25 protein-coding genes are annotated in these 26035 nt (G+C 55.7%); 7 read left to right on the forward strand and 18 right to left on the reverse strand.

Annotated features, from left to right (window positions below; genetic code table 11):
* The first annotated feature begins 198 nt into the window (after positions 1 to 198).
* The 5 genes from ED236_RS11860 (at position 199) to ED236_RS11880 (ending at position 5782) form a co-directional block, all read left to right on the forward strand.
* Positions 199 to 2073 carry a methanol/ethanol family PQQ-dependent dehydrogenase gene (locus ED236_RS11860; protein WP_123238201.1) on the forward strand — a complete coding sequence of 625 codons (1875 nt, stop codon included), beginning with the start codon at positions 199 to 201 and terminating at the stop codon, positions 2071 to 2073.
* A gap of 123 nt (positions 2074 to 2196) precedes the next feature.
* On the forward strand, positions 2197 to 3108 hold the full coding sequence (locus tag ED236_RS11865; RefSeq protein ID WP_123238202.1) for a quinoprotein dehydrogenase-associated putative ABC transporter substrate-binding protein: 912 nt from the start codon (positions 2197 to 2199) through the stop codon (positions 3106 to 3108).
* A 123-nt stretch (positions 3109 to 3231) separates the two neighbouring features.
* Complete coding sequence (locus tag ED236_RS11870; protein ID WP_123238203.1) at positions 3232 to 3744, forward strand: c-type cytochrome; 513 nt, start codon at positions 3232 to 3234, stop codon at positions 3742 to 3744.
* A 105-nt stretch (positions 3745 to 3849) separates the two neighbouring features.
* A complete protein-coding gene (locus ED236_RS11875; RefSeq protein WP_123238204.1) occupies positions 3850 to 4410 on the forward strand; it encodes a c-type cytochrome in 561 nt (186 codons plus the stop codon).
* A 52-nt stretch (positions 4411 to 4462) separates the two neighbouring features.
* A complete protein-coding gene (locus tag ED236_RS11880; RefSeq protein WP_420820426.1) occupies positions 4463 to 5782 on the forward strand; it encodes an NAD(P)/FAD-dependent oxidoreductase in 1320 nt (439 codons plus the stop codon).
* A 101-nt stretch (positions 5783 to 5883) separates the two neighbouring features.
* On the opposite strand, the gene lplT is transcribed toward ED236_RS11880, so the two are convergent.
* From lplT to ED236_RS11910, 6 genes are all read right to left on the reverse strand, one after another.
* Complete coding sequence (gene lplT, locus ED236_RS11885; protein WP_123238206.1) at positions 5884 to 7044, reverse strand: lysophospholipid transporter LplT; 1161 nt, start codon at positions 7042 to 7044, stop codon at positions 5884 to 5886.
* A gap of 101 nt (positions 7045 to 7145) precedes the next feature.
* Positions 7146 to 8543 carry a PhoH family protein gene (locus ED236_RS11890; RefSeq protein ID WP_123238207.1) on the reverse strand — a complete coding sequence of 466 codons (1398 nt, stop codon included), beginning with the start codon at positions 8541 to 8543 and terminating at the stop codon, positions 7146 to 7148.
* A gap of 27 nt (positions 8544 to 8570) precedes the next feature.
* A complete protein-coding gene (locus ED236_RS11895) occupies positions 8571 to 9035 on the reverse strand; it encodes a peroxiredoxin (RefSeq protein WP_123238208.1) in 465 nt (154 codons plus the stop codon).
* Positions 9036 to 9149: 114 nt separating this feature from the next.
* Positions 9150 to 10610, reverse strand: a complete 1461-nt coding sequence (locus ED236_RS11900) for a sensor histidine kinase (RefSeq protein ID WP_123238209.1) — start codon at positions 10608 to 10610, stop codon at positions 9150 to 9152.
* A gap of 11 nt (positions 10611 to 10621) precedes the next feature.
* A complete protein-coding gene (locus tag ED236_RS11905; RefSeq protein WP_123238210.1) occupies positions 10622 to 11317 on the reverse strand; it encodes an energy transducer TonB in 696 nt (231 codons plus the stop codon).
* 165 nt (positions 11318 to 11482) lie between these two features.
* Complete coding sequence (locus ED236_RS11910; RefSeq protein WP_123238268.1) at positions 11483 to 12391, reverse strand: quinoprotein relay system zinc metallohydrolase 2; 909 nt, start codon at positions 12389 to 12391, stop codon at positions 11483 to 11485.
* 214 nt (positions 12392 to 12605) lie between these two features.
* On the opposite strand from ED236_RS11910, the gene ED236_RS11915 reads away from it, so the two are divergent.
* Positions 12606 to 13205 (forward strand): cytochrome b, encoded by a 600-nt coding sequence (locus tag ED236_RS11915; protein WP_123238211.1) that lies wholly within the window; start codon positions 12606 to 12608, stop codon positions 13203 to 13205.
* 52 nt (positions 13206 to 13257) lie between these two features.
* On the opposite strand, the gene ED236_RS11920 is transcribed toward ED236_RS11915, so the two are convergent.
* The 10 genes from ED236_RS11920 to trxA form a co-directional block, all read right to left on the reverse strand.
* On the reverse strand, positions 13258 to 14070 hold the full coding sequence (locus tag ED236_RS11920; RefSeq protein ID WP_123238212.1) for a quinoprotein dehydrogenase-associated SoxYZ-like carrier: 813 nt from the start codon (positions 14068 to 14070) through the stop codon (positions 13258 to 13260).
* A gap of 241 nt (positions 14071 to 14311) precedes the next feature.
* The gene (locus ED236_RS11925) at positions 14312 to 16435 is read right to left on the reverse strand and encodes a TonB-dependent receptor family protein (protein WP_123238213.1); all 2124 of its coding nucleotides are present in this window, start codon (positions 16433 to 16435) and stop codon (positions 14312 to 14314) included.
* Between the two features lie 193 nt (positions 16436 to 16628).
* On the reverse strand, positions 16629 to 17909 hold the full coding sequence (gene moeA, locus ED236_RS11930; protein ID WP_123238214.1) for a molybdopterin molybdotransferase MoeA: 1281 nt from the start codon (positions 17907 to 17909) through the stop codon (positions 16629 to 16631).
* A 16-nt stretch (positions 17910 to 17925) separates the two neighbouring features.
* Positions 17926 to 18486, reverse strand: coding sequence for a molybdopterin-guanine dinucleotide biosynthesis protein B (mobB, locus tag ED236_RS11935; protein WP_193726110.1), 561 nt, complete (start codon positions 18484 to 18486; stop codon positions 17926 to 17928).
* Positions 18483 to 19109: a molybdenum cofactor guanylyltransferase MobA gene (gene mobA, locus ED236_RS11940; protein ID WP_123238216.1), complete on the reverse strand. Its 627-nt coding sequence runs from the start codon at positions 19107 to 19109 to the stop codon at positions 18483 to 18485. The genes mobB and mobA overlap by 4 nt, the downstream gene beginning before the upstream one ends.
* A gap of 33 nt (positions 19110 to 19142) precedes the next feature.
* Entirely contained in the window at positions 19143 to 20147 is a 1005-nt protein-coding gene (moaA, locus tag ED236_RS11945; protein WP_123238217.1) for a GTP 3',8-cyclase MoaA, read from the reverse strand.
* Positions 20148 to 20317: 170 nt separating this feature from the next.
* The gene (locus tag ED236_RS11950) at positions 20318 to 21961 is read right to left on the reverse strand and encodes an ArnT family glycosyltransferase (RefSeq protein WP_123238218.1); all 1644 of its coding nucleotides are present in this window, start codon (positions 21959 to 21961) and stop codon (positions 20318 to 20320) included.
* Positions 21962 to 22102: 141 nt separating this feature from the next.
* A complete protein-coding gene (gene rpmE, locus ED236_RS11955; RefSeq protein ID WP_123238219.1) occupies positions 22103 to 22303 on the reverse strand; it encodes a 50S ribosomal protein L31 in 201 nt (66 codons plus the stop codon).
* Between the two features lie 334 nt (positions 22304 to 22637).
* The gene (gene rho, locus ED236_RS11960) at positions 22638 to 23897 is read right to left on the reverse strand and encodes a transcription termination factor Rho (protein WP_123238220.1); all 1260 of its coding nucleotides are present in this window, start codon (positions 23895 to 23897) and stop codon (positions 22638 to 22640) included.
* Positions 23898 to 24043: 146 nt separating this feature from the next.
* A complete protein-coding gene (gene trxA / locus ED236_RS11965; protein WP_123238221.1) occupies positions 24044 to 24370 on the reverse strand; it encodes a thioredoxin TrxA in 327 nt (108 codons plus the stop codon).
* Between the two features lie 235 nt (positions 24371 to 24605).
* Between trxA and ED236_RS11970 the strand changes: the two genes are divergently transcribed.
* On the forward strand, positions 24606 to 25022 hold the full coding sequence (locus tag ED236_RS11970) for a TlpA family protein disulfide reductase (protein WP_240032138.1): 417 nt from the start codon (positions 24606 to 24608) through the stop codon (positions 25020 to 25022).
* Positions 25023 to 25037: 15 nt separating this feature from the next.
* On the opposite strand, the gene ED236_RS11975 is transcribed toward ED236_RS11970, so the two are convergent.
* Both ED236_RS11975 and ED236_RS11980 read right to left on the reverse strand, forming a co-directional pair.
* Positions 25038 to 25340, reverse strand: a complete 303-nt coding sequence (locus ED236_RS11975; protein WP_123238223.1) for a DUF3579 domain-containing protein — start codon at positions 25338 to 25340, stop codon at positions 25038 to 25040.
* 36 nt (positions 25341 to 25376) lie between these two features.
* Positions 25377 to 25970, reverse strand: coding sequence for a BON domain-containing protein (locus ED236_RS11980; RefSeq protein ID WP_123238224.1), 594 nt, complete (start codon positions 25968 to 25970; stop codon positions 25377 to 25379).
* Positions 25971 to 26035 lie beyond the last annotated feature (65 nt).

Genomic DNA, 26035 nt, shown 5'->3' on the forward strand with positions numbered 1-26035 from the left:
TTATCGGAAATTGTAAACAAATTGTAAATAGAGTATTGCAAAACATTTTTGACTGTTCTAATATGCACCACGCGCATGAAAGTGCAGCGAGAATCAGAAGCTATTTTAGATGAACTCTCAGCCGTCAAAACAAAAGAGTGTAAATGTTGCGTCTGGTTTGGATATAACCCTTAGTATTAATCACTACGGAGATTGAAAATGGAGATGAGCAAAATCAAGTTGGCTCTGGGCCTCGCAGCTGTAACCATGGCAATGCCTATGGTTGCTTCCGCTGCTGCTGACCAAGAAGCTGCAATGAAGGACAAGAACAACTGGGCACATCCACGTGGCCAGCACAACAACCAGGGCTACAGCCAACTGGACCAAATCAACAAGGGTAACGTCAAGAACCTGAAGGGTGCTTGGTCGTTCGCTACCGGTGTTAACCGTGGTCACGAAGGTTCCCCAGTCGTTGTTGGCAACATGATGTATGTTCACACCGCTTTCCCGAACAACGTCTACGCTCTTGACCTGAACGACAACCAAAAGATCGTTTGGTCCTACTTCCCTAAGCAAGACCCATCCGTACAAGCAGTTCTGTGCTGCGATAACGTGAACCGTGGTCTGGGCTTCGGCGACGGCAAGATCTTCCTGCAACAGAATGACGGTTTCTTGGTCGCTCTGGATGCGAAGACCGGTGCTAAGGTTTGGGATCTGCAAAACACCGATCCTAAGGTCGGCGCTACCAACACCAACGCTCCACACGTCATCAAGGACAAGGTTCTGACCGGTTGCTCCGGTGCTGAATTCGGTGTTCGCTGCTTCATCGCTGCATACAACATCAAGGACGGCTCCCTGGCATGGAAGGCATATTCCACTGGTCCAGACAGCGAAGTTCTGATCGGCGCTGACTTCAACAAGGATACCCCACAGTACTCCGCTCTGTCCGTCTATGAAGACGTGAACGGTGGTAACAAAGAAGGCGGTTCCTTCAAGAAGATCCCTAACGACAAGCTGAAGATTGGCGAAAAAGACCTGGGCGTTAAGACCTGGCTGAAGCCACAAGCTGTCAAGGACGGCTGGCAACATGGTGGTGGCTCTGTTTGGGGCTGGTGGCCATATGACGCTAAGTCCAATCTGGTTTACTACGGTACCGGCAACCCATCCGTATGGAACCCAGACGTACGTCCTGGCGACAACAAGTGGTCCATGACTGTGTTCGCACGTGATGTTGACACCGGTATGGCACGTTGGGGCATGCAAATGACCCCACACGATGAGTGGGACTATGACGGCATCAACGAAGTCATCCTGTTCGACAAGGGCGGCAAGACCTACGCTTGGCACCATGACCGTAACGGCTTCCACTACACCTGGAACGCTGCTACCGGTGCTCTGGTTCAAGCTGAAAAGGTTCACTCCTTCGTTAACTGGGCAACCGATGTTGACCTGAAGACCGGCGTGCCAAACAAGCTGGCTTCTGCTTCGACCCACCAAGACTACAATGCCAAGGGTATCTGCCCAGCAGCATTGGGTACCAAGGACCAACAGCCAGCCGCTTACTCGCCTAAGACCGGCCTGGTATACAGCCCACTCAACCACGTTTGTATGACCTACGAGCCAGTTGAGTCCAAGTATGTTGCTGGTCAACCATGGGTTGGTGCTACCCTGACCATGTTTGCAGGTCCTGACGGTGTAATGGGTGGCTTCGCTGCTTATGACCCAATGTCCGGCAAGAGCGTCTGGTACAACAAAGAGAAGTTCTCTGCTTGGGGTGGTGCTCTGACGACCGCTTCCAACCTGGTGTTCTACGGTACCCTGGACCGTTGGTTCAAGGCTGTTGACGCTAGCTCCGGTAAGGAACTGTGGAAGCATCAAGTTGGTTCCGGCGTGATTGGTAACGCATTCACCTACGGTCACAAGGGTAAACAATACGTTGGCGTACTGTCCGGTATCGGCGGTTGGGCTGGCGTTGCGATGAACCTGGGCCTGCAGAACGACACCGATGCTCTGGGTGCCGCTGGTGGTTACAAGGAACTGACCAAGTACAACGCTGCTCCTGGCGGCGGTGCACTGAACGTGTTCGCTCTGTAATCTAGTCGAGAGACTTGGTTTTCAGAACTAACCGTTAGTTAGTTTGTCCTAAAAGCACCCCGCTTACGCGGGGTGCTTTTTATATGGGGATCGAAAAAGCTAACTGACGATAAGGAAATAACAATGCTTAAAAACCTACATAAATTTTCCTTAATGCTTGTGCTCGCAGCAATGGCTTCGATAGCACATGCCGAGGAAGATGCTTCAATCGCAGTAGACCTGAACTCGGGCCGGGGTGGCGAAGCGCGCCGCATCCCAGATCCGTCAGAATTCAAAGTATGTGCAGACCAAGACAACCTGCCATTCTCCAATGCAAAGCTCGAAGGCTTTGAAAACAAGATCGCTGAATTGATCGCCAATGATCTAGGCAAAAAACTCTCTTACCAGTTCTGGTACGACCGTTTCGGATTCCTGCGTAATACGCTGAATGCTGGCCGTTGTGATGTCATCATCGGTACCAATACAGGCAACGATGCTTTGTTGACTTCCAAACCTTATTACCGCTCCGGCCATGTGTTCATCTGGCGTAAGGAGAGTGGATTCAATATCACGGACTGGGATTCCCCGGATTTGCGTAAGGGCGTCATCGGTGTGGTGGACAAGGCGCCAGTAGCACGCCCATTGTTTGATAAGGATTTAATGGCGAATGCACGTCCATATCGACTGATGCGTGACCTGAACCTGCCACCTAGCTTTATCGTTGATGATCTGGCCAATGGTGATATCGATATTGCGATCCTGTGGGGTCCGATCGCTGGTTACTATGCCAAGAAATCCACGGTGCCTATGGTGGTTGTACCTGCGCCTGAATACGGTGATATCGATAAGTCCGGTCAGTTGGGTTATAACATCTCCGTTGGTGTGCGTAAGAAAGAGACCGAACGACTGGCCGAGATTCAAGGCGTGCTGGATCGACGTCAAGCTGACATCCTGAAAATCCTCGATGAGTACGGCATCCCGCATGTACCTGTCGTACAAGCAACAAAAGGCAAGAAAAAAGATGCTCGTGGGGATGCAATTCCCAAGAATGAATAATAAAATACTCTTTTACTTGGAAGCGGCGTCAACCAAGTAAATCATGGTTCGTTATTCGAGATGCGAGTCGGTTTTTGTATAGCATCAATCGAAGCGGCATGAATTTCAAAACGAGGAGATGACATGTTAGGCAATAAAGCAGTAAAGGCTACTTTCTTTGTATCATTGCTGGCATTGGCAAGTTTGCTGCCTTTGCAAGCAAATGCAGCATGTAACTTTGTATCGACTAAAGATGGCAGCCCATTAGCAATCAAACCAGTTGATACCGACACTCCGGAAGCCAAGCAATTCCTGGAAACCTGTGTCAATCCGTACACCAAAGTCTATGCTGCTGATCCTGAGAAAGCTAAAGCAGGTAAGAAGAAATTTGGTTACTACTCCTGCACCCAGTGTCATGGCCCTAATGGCGATGGTCAAGTTGCGGTAGCGATCACGGATGCACGCTGGCAATATGCCAAGCATACGACCGACAAGGGTATGTTTGAGACAATCGCTGGTGGTAGCAATGGCGGCATGTTCGCCTGGCATCAGCAAGTTTCTGGTCCTGAGTATGTCCCAACGGACGATATTCTGAAGATCATTGCTTTCCTGCGTAGCCAGTACAAAGGCGGCGGCGACAAGCCCTGGTTGAACTGATCAGTTCAAGTTTGAAAAGCCGGTCATTGCGCAAGCAGTGACCGGCTTTTTTATGTCTGCATGATTTGAGGTAAAATCTTGTCATACCTATTCAGGAGAGTTGCGATGCAAACTACAAGAACCTTGATTTCAGTATTGTTGATCACCATGTTGGCGGCATGTGGCGACAAAGATGCATCCGGAAGTGCAGGCACTGCAAGTAGCGAAAAGAAGGCGGATGCTGGCTCTTCTAGCGGACAGTGCGCTTTGGTCTCCACCAAGGATGGCAGCCCATTGCCTATCAAGGCGGTCGATACCGATACGCCGGAAGCAAAAGAATTTTTGGCCACCTGCATCAATCCCTACACCAAGCTATATGCCGCAGATGCGGAAATGGCAAAGGCAGGCAAGAAAAAATTTGGCTATTACTCCTGCACTCAGTGCCATGGTCCAAATGGTGATGGTCAAGTTGCGGTCGCGATCACCGATGCGCGCTGGCAGTATGCCAAACATACAACCGACAAGGGGATGTTTGAAACCATCGCCGGTGGTAGCAATGGCGGGATGTTTGCCTGGCACCAGCAGGTTTCAGGTCCGGAGTACGTACCGACCGATGACATCCTGAAGATCATTGCTTTCCTGCGTACTCAATATAAAGGTGGTGGCGACACCCCGTGGTTGAACTAATCAGGTCATACATCAGCACACTGAATGTGCTTATAGAAAGTATTCGATGCAAATGAAGCAAAAAAATCTGCACCAGATCGTCATCGTAGGCGGTGGTGCAGGCGGTCTGGAGCTGGCAACCAAGCTGGGTGACAGCCTGGGTCGCAAAGGTAAAGCGGAGATCACACTGATCGACCGCACCCGTACACATGTTTGGAAGCCTTTGCTGCATGAGATCGCAGCCGGCAGCATGAACCCGGATAAACATGAGTTGGAGTATCTGGCCCAGGCGCACTGGCACCATTTCCATTTCCGTTTGGGCAATATGGACGGCATAGACCGCACCAAGCGTGAAGTGTACATCGGGGCGAATTATGACGAAGATGGCGCAGAAGTCATTCCACGTCGTACGTTCAAATATGACACGCTGGTGATCGCTGTAGGCAGTACCACGAATGATTTTGGTATCGCGGGGGCGCGTGAGCATTCCATCGCACTGGATACTCAAGACCAGGCTGAACGTTTCCATCGCCGTTTGCACAATGCGCTGGTGCGTGCGCAAACTCAAGCGGCACCGGTACAGGCAGGCCAGCTCGAAGTGGTCATCGTGGGAGCAGGGGCCACGGGCGTCGAGCTGTCGGCAGAGCTGCACAATACAACACGTGAGCTGGCGGCCTATGGCCTGGACAAGATTGATCCGGATAAAGACATCAAGATCTCATTGATCGAAGCCAGTGACCGTGTGTTGCCAGCTTTGCCGCCCAAGCTTTCACAGGCCGTAGACTACGAGTTGCGTAAGCTGCGCGTGCACGTTTACACCGGGGAGCGCGTCACCGAGGTGACTCAGAAAGGTGTGCACACGCATAGCGGTCGTTTTATTCCATCCGCGTTGGTGGTGTGGGCTGCGGGCATCAAGGCACCCAATTTCCTCAGTGAGCTTGATGGGCTTGAAACCAACAGAATCAATCAGCTCGTCGTGAGACGTACGTTGCAAACGACGCTGGACGATGACATCTTTGCCTTTGGCGACTGTGCTGCCTGCCCGTGGCCAGGTCACGCAGAAACAGTGCCACCGCGCGCTCAAGCAGCGCACCAGCAGGCCTCCATGCTATGCAAATCATTAAAGCGCCGCGTGGCTGGCAAGCCCTTGCTGGAATATACCTACCGTGATTACGGGTCCCTGGTGAACATGGGCCGTTATTCCACGGTTGGTAGCTTGATGGGCGCATTGTCGGGCAGCAGTATGTACATTGAAGGCATGTTTGCACGCCTTATGTACAAGTCGCTCTACAAGATGCACCAGATGACCTTGCACGGCTTCTTTGAAGTGTTCTTGCAGACCATCGCGCGTCTCATCACGCGTCGTTCGGAAGCGCAAGTAAAGCTTCACTAAAGCCGGGCACTAGCGATATGTGGGTAGTACCTGCATATCGCAGGCTAAAAAAAACCACATGCTCAACGCATGTGGTTTTTTTATACGTTATTAATGCACCGTCAGACTTTGCGTCTATACAGTCGTGTGATGGCCGTCATGCTCAACATCACGAACAAGCCGAATATCACCACGATCAAGTTGATATGCATCTCTGCCTTGAGCATCAGGGTGTAGATCCCTATCATGATCAGAATGCCCAGATTCTCATTGAAATTCTGCACGGCGATGGAATGCCCTGCACCGATCAGCAAATGCCCGCGGTGTTGTAACAAGGCGTTCAGCGGCACAACAAAATAACCGCTGAGCACGCCCACCGCGAACAGCAGCACACCCGCTGCACGCCAGTCATGGATGGCGGCCATGGCGATGACCAGCATGCCCATGATGATGCCCGCCGGCAGTACGCGCGTGGATTGCTCCAGCGTGATCCAGCGTGCCGCGATCACAGAGCCGATGGCGATCCCCACTGCGACGATCGCGATCAGTTGCGTCGCTTGCTCGATATCAAACATCAGCGCTACCCCCGCCCAGGCAAGCACGACCAGGCGCAGGGTGGCGCCAGCCCCCCAGAACAGCGTGGTCACCGCCAGCGAAACCTGCCCTTGCGGATCACGCCACAGCACTTTGCAGGAATGCCAGAAGTCGGCGATCATGAACAGCGGGTTCTTCTTGGGTGGTTTGTGGTCGATGGGCAGACGCGGAATAAAGTAATTGAATACGGCGGCTACCACGTAGAGCAAGGTGATCAGTAACACCGCCTGCTCCGGATTAGCGGCAGCCATCTTGCCGCCTACGATGGCACCAAGAATGATCGCCATCACGGTCGAGCCTTCCATCCAGCCATTGGCTTTTACCAGCGCATGGGGCGGCAGATACTCGGTGAGAATGCCGTACTTGGCAGGTGAGTAGGCTGCAGCGCCTATGCCGACGATGCCATAAGCATATAAAGGTGGCATGCCTAACAGCATGGCGATACCCCCTACGAACTTGATGCTGTTGGAAACGAACATTACACGCCCTTTGGGGAAGGCGTCTGCAATGGCACCGACGAACGGTGCTAACACGATGTAGGAGATCACAAAGAACTGCAACAACAGCGGCGTATGCCAGTCTGGCGCATGCTGGGCTTGTAACAGGGCGATCGCGGCAAATAGCAGCGCGTTATCTGCCAGCGCAGACAGGAACTGCGCCAACAGTATGGTGTAAAAACCTAGATTCATCGCAGTTTGCGGCGCTCCAACCCATTATTGCCTGCGAGCCGAACGCCGCACTGCATCAGTGAACTCATCTTACCTAGCCTGTGTGACAGCCAGTAGAAACATTACAGTGCTTCTGCTGCAAAATCCGCTAATCGTGAGCGTTCGCCACGTATCAAGGTCACATGGCCGTTGTGCTCCCAGCCCTTGAAGCGGTCTACTACGTAGGTGAGGCCAGAGCTGCCTTCCGTCAAGTAAGGCGTATCGATCTGGGCGATGTTACCCAGACAAACGACTTTAGTGCCAGGGCCTGCGCGTGTGATCAGAGTCTTCATCTGTTTGGGCGTGAGGTTTTGCGCTTCATCGATGATGAGGAATTTATGCAAGAAAGTGCGGCCACGCATGAAATTAAGCGACTTGATCTTGATGCGTGTGCGGATCAGATCCTGTGTCGCGGCGCGCCCCCATTCACCAGCATCGTCGTCTGACTTGTTGAGCACGTCGAGGTTGTCTTCGAGCGCGCCCATCCATGGCGCCATCTTTTCTTCTTCGGTACCAGGCAGAAAGCCGATATCTTCACCAACGGGCACGGTCACCCGTGTCATGATGATCTCGCTGTAGATCTTTTTATCCAGTGTCTGCGTCAGTGCGGATGCCAGTGTGAGCAGCGTCTTACCTGTACCAGCCTGGCCCAGCAAGGTGACGAAATCCACTTCCGGGTCCATCAATAGATTCAGCGCGAAATTCTGCTCGCGGTTGCGTGCAGTGATGCCCCACACGCTGTGCTTGGGCTGCATGTAGTCCTTGACCACTTCCAGCACCGCGATATTGCCCTTCACATTACGGACGATGGCATGGAAAGGCTTGTCATATTCGTAATACACAAATTCGTTGATCAATAGGCTCTTGCAGATCGGCCCGGTGACGCGGTAATACATGCGGCCGGCTTCCTGCCAGGATTCGATGTCCTTGCTATGCTTTTCCCAGAAATCTTCCGGCAGTTCGCGTATACCGGTGTATAGCAGGTCGGTATCTTCCAGCACCTGGTCATTGAAGTAATCTTCCGCTGGCGCACCGATCGCGCGTGCCTTGATGCGGATATTGATGTCTTTGCTGACCAGAATGACCTGGCGTTGCGGGCATTGCTTCTGCAGGTCTGCCACTACACTCAGGATCTGGTTATCTGCTTTGCCACCCGCCAGCATGGGCAGTTCCACGCTCACAGCGGCCGTTTGCAGGAACAGACGGCCGGTGACGAAGGTGTTGCCATTGATGCCCAGCGGAGAGCCGTTCTCCAGCTTGTCCAGCGAAGCGCCGACGATCTGCTCCAGATTGCGACTGGCCTGGCGCGCATTTCGCGCCACTTCCGTCATGCCCTTCTTGTGGTTGTCCAGTTCTTCCAGCGTCACCATAGGCAGGTAGACGTCATGTTCTTCAAAACGAAATAGACTGGATGGGTCGTGCATCAGCACATTGGTGTCGAGCACGAACAGTTTGGTGGTGGCAGTGCGCAGTAGACTCATCAATACCAGCTTTCAGGTGAACAAGGGTTAGGAATTCAACAGAGCTCGCAAGCTAGCAAGTACATCCCCGGCGTGGCCATCTACTTTCACCTTGCGCCAGGCTTTGGCAATCTGGCCATCCGGGCCGATGATAAAGGTGCTGCGTTCAATACCGCGCACCTGTTTGCCGTACATGCTTTTCATTTTGATCACATCGAATAAGCCGCAGGCGATCTCTTCACTGTCGGACGCCAGTTCGAACGGCAGGCCGAACCTGGTGCGGAAGTTCTCGTGTGATTTGAGGCTGTCACGTGAGATACCAACGATCTCGACGCCTAATGCCTGGAATTCAGCATAAGCATCGCGGAATGCGACAGCCTGCGTGGTACAGCCGGGCGTGGCATCTTTGGGATAAAAGTAGATCACCAGCGTCTTGCCTTGATAAGCGGCAAGCTGAAAGGATTTGCCGCTTGTGGCGGCCAGCGTGAAGTCGTGCAATTGAGGTTCGGACATTATAAGTATTCGCTTATCAACGTTAACTAGCAGTTAAAGGAATCGCCCGATTAAGTACATTATGGCTGATAAACAGCCAGCTGGTACATGCCGGGCAGCAAATTTGCAGTACGGTCAGATGACATGATGACGGCGCGGCAGTTCCAGCGTGATCAGCGTGCCACCACCTTCGCGTTCACTGAACTCAACGCTGCCGGAAAGCGCTTCACACACCTTGAACGCAAACGGAATACCGAGGCCAGTACCAAAGCGCTTGGTAGAAGGGCCTGGGCTGATGGCATGTGGGTCTGGTTTGAATGGCATGCCTGGGCCACGGTCTGCCAACTGCAGGCGTACTGTGGCCGCAGACATCAAGACATTGATCTCCAGCACGCTCTGATTGGGCGCAGCCTCCACGGCGTTTTGTAACAGGTTATACAGGGCTTGTTCCAGCAAATGCTCGTCGGTGAACAGGCTGTCATCCTGTTTTTGCCAGCTTGGCAGTTTTAATTTCAGCGATTTCTCGCGCACACGGTGTTGTAGCGGAACCAGCGCGCCTTCAACGATCTGACGCAAATGGCTGTGGCTAAGTTGCGGTTTGAGTGGGTGCAGATATGCCAGCAGTGAGCCAGTCCAGCGCTCCAGCCGGTCCACACTACTGATGATGCCTTCCAGTGATTCGCGCGTGTCACGGTCCAGTTCTACGCTGTCAGCGACTTGTGCCGTGGCACGTATGCTGGCCAGCGGGTTGCGGATGTTGTGTGCCAGCATGGGTACCAGCAAGCCCATGGCCGCCTGCTTCTCACTGCGGATCAAGGCTTCCTGGCTATGTGCCAGTTCTTCGGCCATGTGGTTGATCGCCCGCGACAGGGTGGCCAGTTCGGCTGCGCCCGCTTCAGGCGCTTTGTGTTCCAGGCGGCCAGCGCTGATCTCGGTGGTGGCATGTACGATACCTTCGATAGGACGCACCAATGCCCGCAGCAGGAACATGCGCGAGAACAGCAGCAGCAGGATGGCAAACGCAATCGGGATGATGAACAGGGTGATGGAGGTGCGCTTGGCGTCCTGCAGGCGTTGTTCCAACTCCTGCTGTTTGGCTGCGAGCAGACGTTCGGCTTCGGCCGCGACATCCTCATAACGCTGAAAGATGCCTGACTCAAGATCGATATTCAGCGTCTTGTTCAGGGACTCGTCACTAAGTCGACTGGGTTGACGGAAGATATCGCGGGTCAATTCCAGAAACTCAGTATAGCTGGCGCGCAGATTGTTGATCGCCGCATGCTCGGCCTCGCCCTCCGCGAGTGCATCGAGCTTTTCGAAATGCTGACGGATGGAGATGGTGTAAGTGTCGTACTCGATCTGCGCTGTGGAGTCAGCCAGGAAGAAAGCATCGAACAGTTCCTTCATCTGCCGGTACAGGTCGCCGCGCGTTTGCTGGATCTCCTGTACCAGCACATGAATGCGCTGCGACTCTTGCGAAGAGTCGTCCCATAGCCGTATGCCAAGCACCCCCGCAGCGCCTGCCAGCACGATCAGGCCGATAAACGCCAGCTCGTGTATCAGCAGCAGGTGCTTGAGTGATCGGGTGCGTTTCATATTGGCAGACCTCAATCTTTGAGGTCGAAGCTGATGGGAATGCTAACCCCGAAGCTGCTGCCTTTAAGAACCTCCGGTAAGGGCGGGAAGCTGGATTTTGCCACCATTTCCAGCGCCTGTTTATCCAGTACGTTGTGACCGCTAGACTCGATGATCTTGCTGCTGAGCACTCTGCCCTGGTCATCCAGTTCCAGGAACACCGTCACCACGCCTACCCATTTACGCACTCTGGCGATGTGGGGGTAGTCCTTGTGTCTGGCAAGCTCGGACCCGAGCAGACTGCCATAGCGAGCGCGTGCCGCATCCAGGTCGACCTGGCTTGGCCCGGTCGGCTTCGGTGGCGGTGGTGCAGGGGGAACCACCACTGGCGGCGGTGGTGCATCAGGCACGGGTTCCGTCGCAATAATGGCGGGTACAGGCGGCGTGCTGGGGGCTTCAGCCGGTGGTGTGTTAGTGGGTGGAGGCTCCGCGATCTCAGTCGGCTTGACTTGAGGTTTGGGCGGTGACGGTGTCTTCACCGGAACCGGCTTGGGCGGCGGAGGTGGTGGTGGCTCCGGTGGCGGTGGAGCCACAGGTTCCGGTGCTGGCGGCGGTGGTGGTTCTAGCAGCGTGATGGTCAGTGGCTTGGGCTTTTCTGGCACAGGCGCGTCAAGATTCGGCATCTGTGTAGCCAGGATCAGGTGCAGCAGTAGCGAAATAGCAATCATCCAGGCAAGCCTGGGTTGCGGCGCAGCTGGCAGACTATGGGCAGACATCACGGCTAAAGTGGCAGGATTGAATCGATGTGGCTGGTTTATCTGGCAACGTTGCCAGGCAACGTCATCGTTATTTTCAAGGATTATACATGCTGGCCGCCGCTACCACACGAGGTGCTATTCCCATTCCAGCGCCGGGTAGATCATGTTCACATTACGGCGGTTGACGATGTCGAACAACTGCCAGTTGTTTTTCTCATCCGCCGCCGCGGTGTCCATGGCTTTCTCCATGGTGCCGCCATTCTTGATGCTGGTACGCACATCGTCCAGCAAGCGCTTCAGATAGCCTTGTTCTCGATCCAAAGCGCTTAGCCAGTCTTTTACCACCGGACCATGCCCGGGCACCATCTGCGTGGCGGTACTTTTCTTAAGCCCATCGATGACCGCTATCCAGCCCTTGATGTCGCCATCAATGGAGGGCGTACGCTCCACGAACAGCAGGTCGCCAGTCCACAACGTGCCGCTGAGACTGTCTTGCACGGTGAGGTCGGTGTTGGTGTGGGCCAATGGATGTGCCTGCAGTTGCAGCTGGCGGTCGCCCAGATCCAGTGTTGCCATGTCAGCAACCTCTAGTGCAGGCTTGACCAGTTCGCTGCCTGCGAACGCATCCCCCATCCACTGCTGATTCAGGCGGGCATAAGCTTCCTTGCGCTGCTCCATCGCGCCAGCCAGCTTGGCGTGCCCGACGAAGGTGGCCCGGTCAGCGAGGAACGCCGCGTTGCCGTAGATATGATCCGGGTGGACATGGGTGTTGATCACATACAGGATCGGGAGTGCTGTGGCCTTGCGGATGGCGGCGTGCAGTTGTTGTCCGACCTTGAGGCTGCCGCCACTGTCGATGACCGCCACGCCCTTGCTGCCGACGATGAAGCTGATGTTGCAGATGTCGCCTGCATAGCCTTCAGACAGGTCCTGATGGGCGCCATGGTGTACGAACACGCCAGGGGCCGCCTGTTCGAATAACAGTTCAGCGTGCACGTTCGTGGACACGAGCAATAATAGTAGCAATCGGATCAGGGCTGACATGGCGCCTCCTTGCAGAACAGGGTTGTCGGGCATTCTAGTGTATCCATGGCGCGATGCCGTGGTTTTGATGAAATCGACATACAATTGCCGGTAAAATGTAGTCAAGCGAACCAAGCCTGCAGCGCAGAGTCGCATGCGTATGCATGAGCTTAGATGCAATGCCTGAGTCTATTGCCAATTTATTATCCAATCTTAGCCATATGAGGACACGTGAATGACTGCATCCATTGAACGCTATACCCGAACAGCCGTGATACTGCATTGGCTGATCGCCTTCGGCGTGCTGTTCATGTTCGCGCTGGGCTGGTACATGAGCGAACTGCCCAAGGACGGCGCCAAAGCCATGAGCTACGATCTGTTCGACCTGGGGCTCTATACCTGGCATCTTGCAGAAGAAGCCTCACCCCGCACTTTCTATTTCAACCTGCACAAGTCCATAGGCGTGACCTTGCTGGCATTGATCCTTATCCGCGTAGTATGGCGTTTGACGCATCGACCACCTGCGCTACTGGGCACGCTCAAGGCATGGGAAAAAGCACTGGCCAACAAGGTGCACACCTTGCTGTATCTGCTTATGGTGGCGATGCCGGTCAGCGGTCTCATCATGGCGGTGGCCAGTAAATATGGTGTCAAATGGTTCGGACTACCTTTGCTGAGCGGCCTGGACGACAAGGGTTTGCGCGAGATCTTTGTGGAGGTGCACGAGCTTGTTGGCGTTGTGTTCATCACCTTCATCGTGTTGCACATCCTGGGTGCGCTCAAGCATAGATTCATCAATAGGGACGATACGCTGAAGCGCATGTCGATACATTGAATATCCGCAGATGAAAAAGGGCGCTCACAGCGCCCTTTTTGTCTGATTGACCCTAGCTTTTCAACTCGGTCTGATGGCTGAAGGACTTGCCTTCATTATCGACGGCCTGAACTTCCAGTGTGCCTGCGGTGGCCGGGATGAAATTGAACTTAAGATAAGGATCTTCACTGGTCCCCACCCCAAAATCCACGGTCATCACCGGCTTCTTGTTATAGACGAAATCAGCTTTCTTGATATAGAACGCAGGCAGGAATCCTTGCGAAACCAGATCACGCTGCAGACCGGTGCGCATCGGATGCTTGATGATGAAGGTGGCCGCGGTTGGGCTGCCGAAGCTGGCTGGCGCTTCTATGTTCATCTTGATCTTGCCGGCACTGGCGCGCACAGCGGCTTCGTCGTTATCTATGGTGCCACCACAGCCGCCTGCAGCGCGGATAGGGATCGCCGACATATACAGTTTGCCATCTGCCGTTTCGCCGATGGCACGTACAAAGGAATCAGTTTCCAGGCGGATGCGCGTGGACAGGTTGAACTTGCCCAGTTGCTCGGTCAGATGGTAAGTGGCTGCCAGCTGGATAGGGTTGGCATCCACGATGATGTAGATCTTTTTGATGGCGTTGGCATCTGCCTGGGTCTGGTCGACGGCGATAGAGAACGGTACTTGAGCACCGCTTTCTGCCCGTTTGGGTGCGGTCAGCACAATGAACGGTACATTATCCTCGATGGGGCGCTGGGCAAAGAACGCTTCTTTGACCACTGGCCACAACTTGGGGTCGGCTTCAGCCCACGCTCCAGAGCTCAGGCTGACCAGCATGCCAGCCAACGCGATTTTGACGAACAGTAAATGTTTGACCACGATTGCCATCTCCTTAATACGCTATTTTTAGTATCCAGCCAGTCACCAGGCGGGCATTACACGCCGTGCTATCACTTGGTCGTGCGTGCCGGTCGTTCATTACTCTGCGGATGTGATTCCCAGCGCCTGTGATTCCCAGCGCCAGCCTTGCTGAGACACGCTACACAAGACTTAATATCAAGCATAGGCCAGACCTGCGCACTGGTCTGTGACTTAGGTTACTTAAGCCAGATACGATACCGCATCATCATCAGAAACGGTAAGTGGCATTCAGGCCTAGCAACCAGTTGGTGCCCGCTGCTGGTTCAAAGAAACGGGCGTTACCATCATTGACGCGTACCGAGCCTATGTAGTTCTTGTCGAAGATGTTTTCCACACGCAGATACTGGCTGAAGCGCCAGTTCTGCAGCTTCTGTTCGAAACCGGCGCGCAGGTTGAAGATGGTGTAGGACGGCGCGCTGTCCGTGTTGGTGTCGTTGACGTAGGCTTTGCTGTTGTGACGGGCCTCGATGGCGGTACGGAAGCCGCTGGCGACATGTTTCCACGCGGCTTCAGCATAGATCTGCGTATGGTAGGTGCCCGGGATCACGTTGCCAGCGGTGATGGTGTTGCCGGATGCCGTGGTGAAATCCGAGTCGAACTTGGCGTTGAGCAGGGTGTAAGCGCCATACAGCGTGACGTTGTGCGGTAGCTGCGACTCGATGGACAACTCGGCACCGTTGCGACTGGTTTTGTTCGCATTGGCATAGGTGGCGATGCCATTGACGTTGTTGTCCAGTACGATCTCATCGTCCGTGGTGATCTTGAACAGGCTGAGGTTGGCGCGTGTGTTGTCGCTCAGGAAAGCCTTGGCACCCACCTCGAAATTGCGGCTTTCGCTGGGCTTGAGGCGCAGGTTCGGCGTACTGGTGTTGGCGGGGTTGGCGAAAGCCACTTCAATAAAGGTCGGTGTTTCAAAACCGGTGCCGTAGTTCGCATACAGATTGAAGGCCGGGTTGAGTTTCCAGACGGCACCGATCACTGGCGTGGTCTTGCGGTAGCTGACGCCACCGCTGTTATCGCCACTGCCGTTGTTGATCAGCTGGTCGTCGATGTCCAGGCTGATCTTGGTGCGGCGCACCCCCAGATGCAGGTCCACATCGTCACGCACTGACCATTTGGCCTGTGCGTACTGATCAAAATTGCGCGCGATGTTCTTTTCGTCACGGTTCAATATCCCCAGGTTGGAACCGCTGGCGGTGTTGGTGTCGGTGCGGTCATCTTCCATCCTGCCGTACGTGGTGCCCAGGCTGAAGCTGTAGGGTTGGCCCAGCAGCATGCCACGGTTGTCCCAGCGTGCATCCATGCCCCAGAACTCGCGCGAGATCTGGCTGGTACGGCCTAGCGTGCCCAGGGCATTGCGTGGCAGCAACTGTTCGTTCTCGCGAGTGCCCAGATAGTTGGTGATGACCACAGCATTGTGTTCGTTCACTTGATGATCAAGCTTGAAACCCACTTGCGCGTGGCTGCGGCTGACCTGGGTTCTGGCATTGATGGCCGCATCGACCACACTCTTGGGCTGGCTGAAGGCTTGCGCACGCGTCAGCCCGAGTGGATCTTGTGCATCCTGCTCGAACCAGTTGACCAGCGTGGTCAGCTGGGTGTCTTCATTGAGGTTGAACCTGAATTTGGCAGTGCCCTGTTTTTTTTCGTTGGCACTGCGATCGCGGTAACCGTCGGATGAGTATTGAGAGTAATTGAGCAGGTATTCCATGCCATCTTCGGTACCCGCCGCGCGCAGCGTTTCCTGATGGGTGTTGTAACTGCCCAATAACAGGCCGCCGGACAATTCAGGTGAGCGCGGTGCATCTTCGGTCAGCATCTGGATCACCCCGCCCGAGGAGTTGCCGTATAGCGCAGAGAACGGGCCACGCATGACTTCGATGCCTTTGACTACGCCCAGGTCCACGATGCCGGGCTGACCTTGCCCGTCCGGCATGGTCAACGGGATGCCGTCGACATAGACACGCACACCACGTACCCCGAATGCGGAGCGTGCGCCGAAGCCACGTGTGGAGATCTGCGGGTCCTGTGCCATCTGGGTGCGGCTCTGGGCGGTGATGCCGGGCACGCGGATCAGGCTTTCAGACAAGGTCATCTTGGCCTGGCCATCCTGGATCTTGTCTTGTTCGACCAGATCGATCGCCACGGGCAGATCAAAGCTGTCGGTTGCTTGTCGCGTTGCCGTCACCACCACTGGAGCAAGGATGATGGCTGTCTTAGCCGGTGCCGGTTTATCTGCAGCGGCGGTTGGCTGGGCTGGTTCAGCAACGCTGTAACTGGAGAAAGCGCACGCGAACAGCACGGCACAGGGGAGTGTTTTTCTTGTGAACATGGTAGACCTGGATGCAATTAATTTTTGACTGCGGAGCGTATAACATTCCGCGCTATAAATACATCAGGATTATCATGATTCCTTATAGTGAATGTCCAGAAGACACGCGCCAACAAGACAGACAGCACATGCGCGCGCATCAACAGCACATGTGTCGCGCGGTCCTGTTCACCACGACGGTCTCACCGTGGTCTTAGATCAAACCTTCCAGCAGTTGTACCTGCACAGTTTGCAGCGCAGGCAGATCGCCGGTTTCTTCACTGAGTACGATGAAGCAATTGGCTAGCGACATCGAGCTCAACATGCCCGAACCCTGGCCGCCAGTGGTGCGTACTTTCCAGCTGCCATCCTGGTCTGTGAATAGGATGCCGCGCTGGAACTCGGTGCGGCCTTTCAGCTTGCGTATCGGGTCTATGCATACTGCTTGCAAGAGCGGCAAGGGAGCCGGGTCAGCTTGCCCCATCAGCACCAGCATGGCTTCGCGTACGAACTGATAAAAGGTCACCATCACGGCAACCGGGTTGCCGGGCAAACCGAAGTAATGTGCTTGACCTACTTTGCCATAAGCCAGCGGGCGACCGGGTTTCATCGCGATCTTCCAGAACACGACCTGGCCCAGTTTGGCCAGCAGTGCCTTGATATGATCTGCTTCGCCTACCGACACGCCGCCGCTGGTCAGGATCACATCGGCACAGGCCGAGGCATCCAGCAAGGTCTGCTCCAGCAAGGCCGGGTCATCAGGGACCACCCCCATGTCGATCACTTCTACACCCAGACGCATCAGCATGCCATATAGGGTGTAACGGTTGCTGTCGTAGACCTGTCCGCTGGCCAGGGGCTGGCCTATGCTGGCCAGCTCGTCGCCAGTGGAGAAGAAGGCCGCGCGCAATTTGCGCCAGACGCGCACTTCCCCCAGCCCTAATGAGGCCAGCACACCAAGATCTGCCGGGCGCAGCAGATGACCGGCAGCGAGTACCACCTGGCCTTGTTTGAGATCTTCCCCGGCGAGGCGTGTGTTCATGCCGCGTTTCAGGCTTTGCTGAAACGCGATGTGATCACCTTCTATCTGTACGCGCTCCTGCACCACCACGGTGTCGCTACCTGCCGGCAGCATGGCCCCGGTCATGATGCGCACGCACTGGCCGGGTGCCAGCTTGCCGGTGTATGGCGTTCCGGCAAAGGCGGTACCCGTGATGTGCAAGCGCGTTACCGACTCCCCCTGCAGATCGTCGGCATTGAATGCATAGCCGTCCATGGCCGAATTGTCATGGTTCGGCACATTGTGTGGTGACAGGATATCGGCGGCCAGTACACGCCCCAGCGCAGCACGCAGTGCCAGGGATTCTATGCCAGTGACCGGGCTAAGGTAGTCGCGAATGACACGGCGTGCCTGCGCCACCGGCATGGAGTTCGGGTCGTAATCATCCAGGCAGCTGGCATTGTGAATCAGTTCGGTGATGGGTTTGCTCGACATGGGGGGCTCGACTCAACTAAGTTTGCGGCATAAGTCCGTTTGCTGCATTCATCCAGTTCAGAATGAAGCGTGCAACCGTGACCGGGTTATTCAGATCCAGCACAGGCAAGCTGCTATCTAGCTGGCCATCGCTGGCGATGGCGATGATGTCTGGATCTTGTGCTGACAGTAGCGGCATATTCAGGGCAGGGCGGTGGATCTCGATCTTGGCCAAGGCTTCGTGCCTGAAGCCTTCTACCAGTACCAGGTCGGTATAGCGTGCGTCCAGCTGCGACACCAGCACTTGCAGGCTGGGTTCCTCGGCCTGCAGGCTGGGGATGCGGGACAGCTCGGTCATCAGTGCCCAGCGATGCCGGGAGCCTATCAGTGTCTGCACTGCGCCGGCTTCGCGCAGGCGGTAACTGTCCTTGCCCGGGTGATCGATATCGAAACGATGATGGGCGTGTTTGATCACCGAGACGCGCAAGCCTTCAGCGATCAGCAAGGGGATCAGCTGGGTGAGCAGGGTGGTTTTTCCTGCCCCGCTACCATAGGCGCATATGCCAAGCAGTCGGGGCACTTGAGCTGGGGCACTCATGGCGACGATCCTGTTTCGGCCCGGTATGTGTCACTGGCTGCGAGCGCCTCCAGTTCATCCAGTGTGTTGATGTTGCAGAAGGCAGAGGCATCGTCAAAGCGCACGTGTACGCACTTGATGCTGTTCTGCCAGTGATCCACTTTGCGACCACCTTGCTGCAGAAATTGCTGCAGTCCCGGCAACAATTGAGTGCGACACAGGCAGAACACCGGTTGTGTTTGCCCGGCACTGCTGGCAACGGCGATCTCTGCGTCAGTTTCCAGTAGTGCAGCCAGCAGTCGCGGCGCCAGGTCTGCAGCTAACAGCGGCGCATCGCATGGTACGCATAGCAGCAGGGCATGCCGGCTGGCGCGCATGCCGGCGGCTATCCCGGCCAGCGGGCCGGCAAAGTCGGTGATGTGGTCGCTGATGACAGGGTGGCCGAATGCCGCATATTGGGTTTGATGACGATTGGCGTTGATCAGCACTTCGCTGACTTGTGGGCGCAGGCGCTCCAGTACGCTGACGATCATGGGACGTGCCCGGTAATCTGCCAGACCTTTGTCCAGGCCGCCCATGCGGCGTGCCAATCCGCCAGCCAGGATCAGGCCGCTGATGGGGTGGGAGTGGGCTGGGGTGTTCATGTGGATGGTGCTGGTGCGGTGATGGATTGCGTATCAGCCACCGGTGACGGACATGAAGCGCACCACGGCGGGTGTGGCCCGCTTGAGATCGAAATCATGACCTTTGGGTTTGATCTGCATGGAACCCACGATGGCGGCGATCAGCGGCGCATCGTCTTCCGGGTGCTCGCGCAGCAGAGGCATCAGGTCCACTTTGCTGTCCTGACCCAGGCACAGGAACAACTCGCCCTTGCAGGTGATGCGTACGCGGTTGCAGGCTTCGCAGAAGTTATGGCTGTGCGGCGAGATCATGCCTATTCTGGTCTGCGTGCCCGCCACACGCCAGTAGCGCGCTGGCCCCCCTGTGGTTTCGGTGCTGGCGACCAGCGGGTAGTGGGCTTGCAGTAGCTTGAGGGTGTCGGCGTTGCTGACGCAGGTGCTATCACGTTCATGATCCACGGCACCCAGGGGCATCTCTTCGATGTAGGCGATGTCCAGGCCTTCTTCTATGGCGAACTTGAGCAGCGGCAGCGCCTCGTCGTCATTGATGCCACGCATCAGCACGGTATTCAGTTTGATGTTCTGGAAGCCAGCCAGTTTGGCAGCCTGGATACCGCGCAGCACCTTGTCCAGGTCACCCACGCGTGTGATGCGGCGGAAGCGTTCCGGGTCCAGGCTGTCCAGGCTGATGTTGATGCGCTTGACCCCCGCTTCACGCAGCCCGGCAGCCTGCTGTTCGAGCTGCGAGCCATTGGTGGTCAGCACCAGCTCACGCAGCCCGTCCAGCTTGCCTATGGTGTTGAACAGCCACAAGGCGTTTTTTCGTACCAATGGCTCGCCGCCAGTGATGCGCACCTTGCCTACGCCCAGAGCAACAAACACACGCACCAGGCGCGCGCATTCTTCCAGGCTCAGCACCTCATTGCGTGGCAGAAACGTCATCTCCTCTGCCATGCAGTACACACAGCGGAAGTCGCAGCGATCGGTGATCGAAAGCCGGATGTAATCTACGGTGCGACCATAACGGTCGACGAGTGTGGGACGGTCACTGCCTGACATGAGGGCCCTGATAATGGTGGCTTGATGAAGCGCCTTGGAGTTTCGATTCTAAGCGTTTAACCGGGTGTATACAATCCTGTATGCCAGCGGCTTGGGCACATCGGGCTGATTTGTCTGTCGCAAGATACGCTGAGCGCGGCCGGGCGCTCGGCCTCAAGCCCAGGATCGCTTCAGCCAGGCAGGCGTTGATACAGGCGAAAGCTTTCGCGGCGCTCAGCTGCGCGTTTTCCTTCCCAGATCAGCTGCCAGCGGTTGTCTGGCCAGACCTTGGCTTTGCCACGCTCGTCCTGGATCAAGTGGAAATCGCAGTCTTCTCCGCTGCTGACGGTGCGCAGATCTGTGTAGTAGTCGAGCAAGGCTTTTTGTGGCGTGCCCAGTCTGGTTTGCAGGATGCAGCGTGGAGTGGACTGGATCGCGTGGCCTATGCCCAGCATCACCGACTGATAGCTTCTGGCTGAATCGATCCACGGTAGCCACAGTGTCATCAGCAGTGTCCAGACGATGGTCATGCCCACGGCCCAATCGGTGACTGCCGTGCGGTTGGAGCGCCTGGCCTTGATCACGACCAGCAGCCAGACCAGCGTGGCCAGGCCGCCAGCCAGCAAGCCCCACCAGCTCAGCTCCGGGGTGGTCACGCCAGACAGGAACTGCATGCGTTCCTGGAGTTTTGCGGGGGCACCAAGCACCATCGCGTACCAGCCTAACCAGATCAACAAGCCCATGCTGCCAAACAACATCAAGCCAAACCAGTTGAGCAGGCCTGAGGCGCCGCGCTTCAAGGTTTCGATGCTGCCGCCCGCGAGCAACGCCAATGGTAGTAATAGCGGTAGTGTGTCGCTGCCCCGGTCTTCGCCAGCATAGCCCAGCCAAAGCAGACAGGCGCTGAAGAACACGAGCAGCAACTGAAAGCGCGGGTTAGTGAGTAATTCGCGGCGGAAATGCCACAGCCCCCATGCGGCGATGGGGAGGGCCGGCCAGGCATACCAACCCAGGGTTTTTAAAAAATAAGCATGCTGCTGTTGGCCGAACTGGCTGATGCTGTGATGCCACCAGCCATACATCAAGGCTGGGTTGTCTGCCAACAGCAGTGCTGGCCATGCCAGCACGAGTGGCAGTGCGATCAGGCTGCCCAGCGTGATCGCGGTGAGGTAGGGCTTTCCCCGCCAGGCCTTGAACAGCAGGGGCATGCTCAGCATCGCGCTGACCAGAATCAATGCGGAGAGTATACCGGTGCTCAAGAAGCTGATGCTGATCGCGCTACCCAGCAGCACGCTGGCGCGATAGGGACGCCTACGGCTCAATGCCAGCGCATACAGCCCCATGGCACTGCCAGTGAGAGCGGCCAGTTGGGGCATCAAGGTGTGGGCGGCGATCACCAGTCCGATCGAGCTGATGAACACAAAGGTGGTGAGCCTGCCCCCACCTGTACCCCACAGTTCGCGCCCGGTCATGCCGATCAACAATAGCGTTAATGCCATCCACACGCCGGTCGCGACACGCGCGCCGTCGTGCATGGGCAGGAGGGGGGACAGCAGCGCCGCACTGGCCGCCGCGGTGAGGTGGAACAGGGGCGGCTCGTGTACACCGGTTTCGCCGACGGCGACAGGCGCGATCAGCGAACCACCGTTGAGCATGTCCTTCACGATGCTGATGCTGTGGGACTCGTCCGGCTTCCATGGTTGATGGCCGAACAAGCCGATGCAAACCCACAACGTGCACAGCAGGATCAGCAAGCGGGTCTTGGCATTCTCTCCGATGCGCGCGCGGGGTGTGGCAAGATTGCCTTGCCAGTCATGTTCCAGTTCAAATGCCATAGGGGAATGATAGACGAATATTGCCGTTGAAAACTATCGGGGATGTTGCGCGACCAAGAGTTCGATTGGCCAAGAGTTAGATTGCCTGGCCGATAAAACAAAAAGGCAGCCTAGGCTGCCTTTTTACCATGCAATGCGTGATTACATGCCGTACTTTTGACGGAACTTCTCAACACGACCTGCGGTGTCGAGGATCTTTTGCTTGCCCGTGTAGAACGGATGGCATTGCGAGCAGACTTCGATAGAGAAGTCGCGGCCAGACGTGGAACGGGTCTTGAACTTGTTACCGCAGCTGCAGCTTACGCTGACTTCGGGGTAATTCGGATGTGTATCGGCCTTCATACGAGTGTCTCTTTCAATAAGCTTTTTCGCCAAGGGCGAGATTATCAGTGAAAATCAAAAAATAATCAACCTAGTCTTCTTTGATTATGGGTATCGAGATCAATTGCCCCTGCCGCCATAGGCGGTAGGTGCGACCCGGTTGAGTCCCGGACCTCGAGCGCCTTACTTAGCCGCGGCGCATGGAATCGAAGAAGTCGCTGTTGTTCTTGGTGGCCTTCAGCTTGTCCAGCAGGAATTCCATCGCTGAGGGGTGGGGGCTCAAAAGGGAAAGCAGTGCCTGCCGCCATAGGCGGTAGGTGCGACCCGGTTGAGTCCCGGACCTCGAACGCTTTACTTAGCCGCGGCGCATGGAGTCGAAGAAGTCGCCGTTGTTCTTGGTGGCCTTCAGCTTGTCCAGCAGGAATTCCATCGCTTCGAGGTCGTCCATCGGATACAGCAGTTTGCGCAGTACCCAGATCTTTTGCAGGATGTCCTTCTCGATCAACAATTCTTCACGGCGTGTGCCGGACTTATTGACGTTGATGGCGGGGTATTGGCGTTTCTCGGCCATGCGGCGATCCAGATGGATCTCCATGTTGCCAGTGCCCTTGAATTCTTCATAGATCACGTCATCCATGCGCGAGCCGGTATCGACCAGTGCGGTGGCGATGATGGTCAGTGAGCCGCCTTCTTCGATGTTGCGTGCCGCACCGAAGAAGCGCTTGGGGCGTTGCAGCGCGTTGGCGTCCACGCCGCCGGTCAGTACCTTGCCGGAAGCCGGCACCACGGTATTGTAGGCGCGTGCCAGACGGGTGATGGAGTCCAGCAGGATCACCACGTCTTTTTTGTGTTCGACCAGACGCTTGGCTTTTTCCAGCACCATTTCAGCCACTTGTACATGGCGGGTGGCAGGCTCATCGAAGGTGGAAGCGACCACTTCACCCTTGACCGAGCGGGTCATTTCCGTGACTTCTTCCGGACGTTCGTCGATCAGCAGCACGATCAGCACCACGTCCGGGTGGTTGGAGGTGATGGCATGCGCGATATGTTGCATCATCACTGTCTTGCCGCTCTTCGGGCTGGCGACCAGCAGGCCGCGCTGGCCCTTGCCTATGGGGGCGATCATGTCGATGACGCGACCGGTGATGTTCTCTTCGCCACGTATGTCACGCTCCAGCTTGAGCGGCACGGTAGGGAACAGCGGGGTCAGGTTCTCGAACAGGATCTTGTGTTTGGTGTTCTCGGGTGGCTCGCCGTTGACGCTGTCGACTTTGACCAGCGCGAAATAGCGTTCGCCATCCTTGGGGGTGCGGATCTCGCCCTGGATGCTGTCGCCGGTATGCAGGTTGAAGCGACGGATCTGCGAGGGTGACACATAGATATCATCTGGCCCGGCCAGGTAGGAGCTGTCTGGTGAGCGCAGGAAGCCGAACCCGTCCTGCAACACTTCCAGCGTGCCATCGCCAAAGATGCTGTCACCCTTCTTCGCCTTGTTCTTCAGCAGAGCAAAGATCAGATCCTGTTTGCGCATGCGGCTGGCGCTTTCGATCTCGTTGGCGATCGCCATTTCGACCAATTCAGTAACAGGTAGGTGTTTCAGATCAGATAAATGCATAGAGGAAGCTCGCTGGGGAGGAACAAGTGCGGGGGAATGGGAGTGTAAATTAAAGCCTGATTTCTAGCAGTACGGTGAGCGGTACTGCAAAACTGCGTTGCCCGAATGATTCGGGCGCCAGGGAATCAGGCTCCAGACTAACGTGCTTAGATATTGCTGTCAATGAAGGCCGTGAGTTGGGACTTGGATAAAGCACCTACTTTGGTGGCTTCCACATTGCCATTCTTGAACAGCATCAGGGTGGGGATGCCGCGGATGCCATACTTGGGAGGCGTCTGCTGGTTCTCGTCGATATTCAGCTTGGCAACTTTCAGGCGGCCAGCGTACTCTTTGGAGATCTCGTCGAGGATAGGTGCAATCATCTTGCAGGGGCCGCACCATTCAGCCCAGTAATCTACCAGAACCGGCAGTTGCGATTGCAACACTTCCTGTTCAAAGCCCGCATCGCTAAGGTGCGTGATGTGTTCGCTCATTGTGAACCTCTATGTGAAATGAATTCTGTGGGGGAGTGGGAATACAACGTATAGCTATCGTAGCGAAATTTGGCTACGAAGTGAAGCGTTGCCAGCAGCATGTTTTCGTATGATGCTGGTTGCTGACATGTTCCGGTTTCAACCCTGATGGTGATTTTTGAAAGGAATAGACGCTTTGTTTACCCGTATGGTTCTATTGGTTTTACTTACTTTTCAACTGGTGTCGCAAGCGCATATGGCGACCGCCGGCACTGAATTCAAGCTCACGGATACGCAGGGCAAGCAACACAAGCTCAGTGATTATCGCGGTAAATGGGTGCTGGTGAACTACTGGGCCACCTGGTGCCCACCCTGTCTGGAAGAGATCCCGGATCTGAACGCCTTATACGACAAGCGCAAGGATGTGATGCTGATCGGGGTGGTGATGGACTATTCCGACATGGCCAAGGTCAACCGTTATGTGGACGACATGCTCATGTCCTATCCCATCGTAGAGGGTAGGCCAGAGGTCATCGCGCAGATCGGCAGCGCCGAAGTGCTGCCTTCCACTTACCTCTATGACCCGGCAGGCCGCCTGGTAAAGACCAGGCGCGGACTGGTCACGCGGCAATACATCGAACAGCTGATCGATACAAAGCCAGCCCAGCCCTAGGGCCTGGCGGCTGTGTCAGGCTGGTACCGGGATGCTGTTGCCTTCGGCGTCCAGTACATTGAGCTGGTTCTCATCAGCAAAGTGCATCAGCTGTTGAAAACCTTCCGGATTGACATCACGCAATTTCAGATCCACCGCCAGGCAGCGTACGCCATTCACCACGCGTGGCTTCAGGTAAGGCGAGTAGCGCAACTTGCGATCTGCCCCGAAACTGGCATAGGTGCTGCACATGCGGTCCACCCAGTCGCTGGGGCGGAACGGCTTGCCTGCGCGGGTCAGGCCTTCGATGATGATTTCGTTGCTGGCGGTGGTAGTCATACAATCCAAAGCGTCATTTAATGTTGGTTGATTGTATCATTTCGATACGGCTTCGACGTACTCGAACACCTTGACGACCTTGTTGACGCCGCTGATATTGCGGGCGATCTCAACCGCATCATCCGCTTCTTTCTGCGTCACTACGCCCATCAGGAACACCGTACCATTTTCAGTCACCACTTTGACGTGATTGGCATTGAACAGGTTCTCTTTCACGAAACTGGCTTTTACCTTGGTAGTGATATAGGCATCGGCACTGCGTGTTTGTAGCGAAGTCTTGGGGGCGATAACCAGTTCATTGGTCACATGGCGTACGTTGGGGTAACTCTTGACGATGGCTTCTGGCGCGGTACGGCTCTTTTCATCAAAGGCTTCGCCGGTGATCAACACATTACGGTTGAAGCTGGTGACGTTGGCATGTACCGCATCGCCGACTTCCTGGCTGATCTGATGGTTGGCTTTCAGCTCGATGCCTTCGTCATCCACCACATTGCCTGCGCTGCGGCGGTCAATGGCAACCGAGCCTGCCGTGGCGGCCCCGCCTACCACCACGGGTACGCAGGCATTCAGTTGGGTGGCCAGCGTGGCCAATACGAGGACTTTAAGCATGGTGCTGGAAGTTGTGGACATAAGGGCTCCTGTTCAGTTGTGTCGGAATTTAGCTACGAGATTCATCGAATGCATAGACATGGATC

Source organism: Pseudomethylobacillus aquaticus (assembly GCF_003730115.1).
Classification (GTDB): Bacteria; Pseudomonadota; Gammaproteobacteria; order Burkholderiales; family Methylophilaceae; genus Pseudomethylobacillus; species Pseudomethylobacillus aquaticus.

Excerpts from the sequence above, each read along its gene's own strand:
- ED236_RS11860 (WP_123238201.1), top strand. The coding sequence starts at position 199 with ATGGAGATGAGCAAAATCAAGTTGGCTCTGGGCCTCGCAGCTGTAACC.
- ED236_RS11865 (WP_123238202.1), top strand. The coding sequence starts at position 2,197 with ATGCTTAAAAACCTACATAAATTTTCCTTAATGCTTGTGCTCGCAGCA.
- ED236_RS11870 (WP_123238203.1), top strand. The coding sequence starts at position 3,232 with ATGTTAGGCAATAAAGCAGTAAAGGCTACTTTCTTTGTATCATTGCTG.
- ED236_RS11875 (WP_123238204.1), top strand. The coding sequence starts at position 3,850 with ATGCAAACTACAAGAACCTTGATTTCAGTATTGTTGATCACCATGTTG.
- ED236_RS11880 (WP_420820426.1), top strand. The coding sequence starts at position 4,463 with ATGAAGCAAAAAAATCTGCACCAGATCGTCATCGTAGGCGGTGGTGCA.
- lplT (WP_123238206.1), bottom strand. The coding sequence starts at position 7,044 with ATGAATCTAGGTTTTTACACCATACTGTTGGCGCAGTTCCTGTCTGCG.
- ED236_RS11890 (WP_123238207.1), bottom strand. The coding sequence starts at position 8,543 with ATGAGTCTACTGCGCACTGCCACCACCAAACTGTTCGTGCTCGACACC.
- ED236_RS11895 (WP_123238208.1), bottom strand. The coding sequence starts at position 9,035 with ATGTCCGAACCTCAATTGCACGACTTCACGCTGGCCGCCACAAGCGGC.
- ED236_RS11900 (WP_123238209.1), bottom strand. The coding sequence starts at position 10,610 with ATGAAACGCACCCGATCACTCAAGCACCTGCTGCTGATACACGAGCTG.
- ED236_RS11905 (WP_123238210.1), bottom strand. The coding sequence starts at position 11,317 with ATGATTGCTATTTCGCTACTGCTGCACCTGATCCTGGCTACACAGATG.
- ED236_RS11910 (WP_123238268.1), bottom strand. The coding sequence starts at position 12,391 with ATGTCAGCCCTGATCCGATTGCTACTATTATTGCTCGTGTCCACGAAC.
- ED236_RS11915 (WP_123238211.1), top strand. The coding sequence starts at position 12,606 with ATGACTGCATCCATTGAACGCTATACCCGAACAGCCGTGATACTGCAT.
- ED236_RS11920 (WP_123238212.1), bottom strand. The coding sequence starts at position 14,070 with ATGGCAATCGTGGTCAAACATTTACTGTTCGTCAAAATCGCGTTGGCT.
- ED236_RS11925 (WP_123238213.1), bottom strand. The coding sequence starts at position 16,435 with ATGTTCACAAGAAAAACACTCCCCTGTGCCGTGCTGTTCGCGTGCGCT.
- moeA (WP_123238214.1), bottom strand. The coding sequence starts at position 17,909 with ATGTCGAGCAAACCCATCACCGAACTGATTCACAATGCCAGCTGCCTG.
- mobB (WP_193726110.1), bottom strand. The coding sequence starts at position 18,486 with ATGAGTGCCCCAGCTCAAGTGCCCCGACTGCTTGGCATATGCGCCTAT.
- mobA (WP_123238216.1), bottom strand. The coding sequence starts at position 19,109 with ATGAACACCCCAGCCCACTCCCACCCCATCAGCGGCCTGATCCTGGCT.
- moaA (WP_123238217.1), bottom strand. The coding sequence starts at position 20,147 with ATGTCAGGCAGTGACCGTCCCACACTCGTCGACCGTTATGGTCGCACC.
- ED236_RS11950 (WP_123238218.1), bottom strand. The coding sequence starts at position 21,961 with ATGGCATTTGAACTGGAACATGACTGGCAAGGCAATCTTGCCACACCC.
- rpmE (WP_123238219.1), bottom strand. The coding sequence starts at position 22,303 with ATGAAGGCCGATACACATCCGAATTACCCCGAAGTCAGCGTAAGCTGC.
- rho (WP_123238220.1), bottom strand. The coding sequence starts at position 23,897 with ATGCATTTATCTGATCTGAAACACCTACCTGTTACTGAATTGGTCGAA.
- trxA (WP_123238221.1), bottom strand. The coding sequence starts at position 24,370 with ATGAGCGAACACATCACGCACCTTAGCGATGCGGGCTTTGAACAGGAA.
- ED236_RS11970 (WP_240032138.1), top strand. The coding sequence starts at position 24,606 with ATGGCGACCGCCGGCACTGAATTCAAGCTCACGGATACGCAGGGCAAG.
- ED236_RS11975 (WP_123238223.1), bottom strand. The coding sequence starts at position 25,340 with ATGACTACCACCGCCAGCAACGAAATCATCATCGAAGGCCTGACCCGC.
- ED236_RS11980 (WP_123238224.1), bottom strand. The coding sequence starts at position 25,970 with ATGTCCACAACTTCCAGCACCATGCTTAAAGTCCTCGTATTGGCCACG.